Source organism: Desulforamulus profundi (assembly GCF_002607855.1).
In genome coordinates this window covers 1-3,073 of the sequence record NZ_AWQQ01000143.1, presented here as the reverse complement: position 1 = coordinate 3,073, position 3,073 = coordinate 1, and the positions used below count along the sequence as shown (strand labels likewise).

Sequence of the window (3,073 nt, the reverse complement as noted above, 5' to 3'; positions counted from 1 at the left end):
GCGGATCTTCGATTGCTTCGTATTGACGCTTATGGACAATTTTTGGGATATCATACTCCTCTCTCAGCCATCGAATATAGTTTCTGACTGTGCCTTCGCAAACGTTGGTAGAGAATTTTTTCTCCATTAGCCAGTCCAGCACCTGGGCTGCCGACAAATCGGGRTATGTTTTGAGCCAGCCCGCTATCTCCAACTTATATTCATCCAGTTTCTTTTRTCTGGTTTGGCTGTCACGGTTAATTCTTTCCAGGTCATCCGTTGTGGCGYTTAAATGTGCGTAAACCGTGTTCCGGCAGATACCCAGCCTCCTGGCAATTTGAGAGACGTTCAATCCCATTTCTTTAAGTGACTGAATCTCGTAGTACATCTTCCACCTTTCTCTATTGTTCATAATTTCCTCCCGCCCATGATGAAGTGGTTTGAATAATTTCCAGTTCCATCATAGCCGAAAAGGAGGATTTTGGTATATAGTGTTCATTCTTATTTGTTGAAATTTGTTGATTTTATTTTATCAGTTACAGAAGTCCATCAGCCGATTTGCTCATAACACGCTGGACTGTTTGAAATATATCCGGCAGCTAGATGAAAAACTGGTCAGGCGGTTGGTTGAGAAAATTACGGTGTTTGAGGATGAGCTTGATGTGGAATTTAAGTCTGGTGTTGATTTTAATATTGAAATATAGGGCAAAATGATGACCGTCAGTTAAGGGGAAAACTCCTTGATTGGCGGTTTATTTTATTTGTAGGAAAGTTGTGCCAACATATTCAAAAAATTTTCAATTAGTTATTGACATATGTCAGAAACGGCATATAATAAGAATTGAAAACGACATATGTCATAAACTATAAGGAGGTGAATCATATGCCAAGAAGAGATGGAACTGGCCCAATGGGGCTTGGGTCAATGACTGGAAGAGGTTTAGGATTTTGCACTGGTGCAAATGCAGTGAAATATGGTGCTGGTCTTGGACTTGGTTTAGGACTTGGTTGCAGGCGTGGCTTAGGACGAGGTTTCGGGAGAAATTTTGCAGTAGATCAGACTTCTTCTAAAACACAAAAAGAGCTGCTCCAAGAACAAAAAGATCTGCTTCAAAGCCGACTCGAAGTTATTGACAAGCAACTGGAAAATTTGTAAAGGACAGCAGAAGTAACCGGAGGACGCTCTGGTTATTTCTGTCGCAAATTGAGGTGAAAGATTTATGCCAAGACCAAGAAAATGGAGAAAAGTTTGTTGTTTACCTGAAAGCAGCCGATTTGGGCCTCTTGATTCTCCGGCAAATACGGAGAATTTTGTCAATATGACAGTAGACGAATATGAGACTATAAGGCTGATTGACTTAGAAGGATTTACCCAGGAAGAGTGTGCCAGCCAAATGAATATAGCACGAACAACAGTTCAGGGTATTTATAATGACGCAAGAAAAAAACTTGCAGAGTTTCTGGTAAACGGGAAAGTGCTATGGATCGAGGGCGGAGAATACCAGCTTTGTGATGGTTATGGTAAGTCTTGTGGCGGCGGTGGTTGTCGCAGACATAGATGTGGTAGAGGTTTTATGGATGATGAGGATAGAGGTGAGTGATCATTTATTCTGAGAAAGTAATTGAACATTTTATGTGTCCTCAAAATGCATATAGTATGCCTGATGCAGATGCTGAAGGAAGCTCTGGAGATCCAGCTTGTGGAGACGCACTAACGGTTTATATTAGAGTCAAAGATAATTGCATTAAGGAGATTAGCTATCTTGTGTTTGGATGTTGCGCATCGATTGCTACCTCAAGCATGACATCTGTATTGGCGAAAGGTAAAAGCTTAGATGATGCATTAAAAATCACTGAAGAGGATATTATTGAGGCTCTTGATGGCCTTCCTGAAAATAAAGTGCATTGCTCAAATTTGGGTGTGAGCGCTTTGCACAAAGCTATTAATAATTATTATGAGAAAACAAGTAGAATGGAGGAACACTTATGAAAATAGCAATACCGGTAGACGATAATTCCATGGATACGTGTGTGTGCCAGTCTTTTGGACGCACCACATATTTCCTTATTTATGATACTGAGACAAAAGAAAGTGTATTCATCGACAACAGCGCAGCAGCCAGCCAAGGTGGTGCTGGGATTAAAGCTGCGCAGACGATTGTGGATAACAAAGTAAGTGCTTTACTTACGCCACGCTGCGGAGAGAATGCCGCAGAGGTGATCAAAGCTGCCGATATCAAAATATATAAGACAATGGATGCTTCTGTTAAGGATAACATCAACGCATTCATTGACGGAAAACTTTCTTTGTTAGAAGAGATTCATGCCGGATTTCATAACCATGGAGGCAAATAATATGAGGATAGCTGTGCTTAGCGGCAAGGGCGGCACAGGAAAGACATTGGTATCGGTAAATTTAGCTTCAGCAGCGAAAGAATCCATCTATATAGACTGTGACGTTGAAGAGCCGAATGGGCATTTATTTTTCGAGCCCGAGGGTGTCAAAGAGGAAGAAGTAGTAATCAAGATTCCTACTGTAGATGAACAGCTTTGCAATGGATGCCGTACTTGTATTGATTTTTGTAAATTCAATGCATTAGCCTACATTAGCGGCAAATTGAGAGTCTTTGATGAGGTTTGCCATTCCTGTGGAGGGTGTGTGTTGCTTTGCCCTGAAAAAGCTCTGTCGGAAAAAGAAAAGGTTATCGGGAAAGTTCAAAAAGGTGTTTCAGATAATGTGACTGTAAATACAGGGATATTGAACACCGGTGAAGCATCGGGTATCCCAATTATAAAGAAGCTACTGAATGAAAATAGGTCTGAGAAAGAGAAACTGACCTTTATTGATTGTCCACCCGGAAGTATAATGGATAAAGAAAACTAGACAAAAAAACAGCTTTATTTAAGGTGGATCGTTGCCGTGAGAAAATCATATTCTGGGGAGTTCAAAGCCAAGGTTGTACTGGAAATTCTCAAGGAAGAGAAAACCATATCCCAGATTGCTTCAGAGTATGGGATTCATCCAAATCAATTGCTTAAATGGAAAAAAGAGGCAATAAGATCTCTGGCAGAAGTTCTTGAAGATGGTCGTAGA

At 40.7% G+C, this 3,073-nt stretch carries 5 protein-coding genes and 2 pseudogenes; 6 read left to right on the top strand and 1 reads right to left on the bottom strand.

The genetic code is table 11. The annotated features are described in order from the left end of the window. Positions 1-391: pseudogene (locus P378_RS17535) on the bottom strand (helix-turn-helix domain-containing protein); the annotation flags it as partial. Positions 392-862: 471 nt separating this feature from the next. On the opposite strand from P378_RS17535, the gene P378_RS17525 reads away from it, so the two are divergent. From P378_RS17525 to P378_RS17500, 6 genes and pseudogenes are all read left to right on the top strand, one after another. After that, positions 863-1,135, top strand: a complete 273-nt coding sequence (locus P378_RS17525) for a DUF5320 domain-containing protein (protein WP_099084103.1) — start codon at positions 863-865, stop codon at positions 1,133-1,135. A gap of 64 nt (positions 1,136-1,199) precedes the next feature. Continuing rightward, entirely contained in the window at positions 1,200-1,580 is a 381-nt protein-coding gene (locus tag P378_RS17520; RefSeq protein ID WP_099084102.1) for a DUF134 domain-containing protein, read from the top strand. Then, complete coding sequence (locus P378_RS17515; protein ID WP_099084101.1) at positions 1,577-1,969, top strand: iron-sulfur cluster assembly scaffold protein; 393 nt, start codon at positions 1,577-1,579, stop codon at positions 1,967-1,969. Before P378_RS17520 ends, P378_RS17515 begins: the two co-directional genes overlap by 4 nt. Then, a complete protein-coding gene (locus P378_RS17510) occupies positions 1,966-2,334 on the top strand; it encodes a NifB/NifX family molybdenum-iron cluster-binding protein (protein ID WP_099084100.1) in 369 nt (122 codons plus the stop codon). The genes P378_RS17515 and P378_RS17510 overlap by 4 nt, the downstream gene beginning before the upstream one ends. A gap of 1 nt (position 2,335) precedes the next feature. Beyond that, positions 2,336-2,842, top strand: a pseudogene (locus P378_RS17505) (4Fe-4S binding protein); the annotation flags it as partial. Positions 2,843-2,899: 57 nt separating this feature from the next. After that, the coding region (locus P378_RS17500) for a transposase (RefSeq protein WP_143338525.1) at positions 2,900-3,073 on the top strand (174 nt) is incomplete at its 3' end.

Coding starts and splice junctions, on each gene's coding strand:
- P378_RS17525 (WP_099084103.1), top strand. CDS start 863: ATGCCAAGAAGAGATGGAACTGGCCCAATGGGGCTTGGGTCAATGACT.
- P378_RS17520 (WP_099084102.1), top strand. CDS start 1,200: ATGCCAAGACCAAGAAAATGGAGAAAAGTTTGTTGTTTACCTGAAAGC.
- P378_RS17510 (WP_099084100.1), top strand. CDS start 1,966: ATGAAAATAGCAATACCGGTAGACGATAATTCCATGGATACGTGTGTG.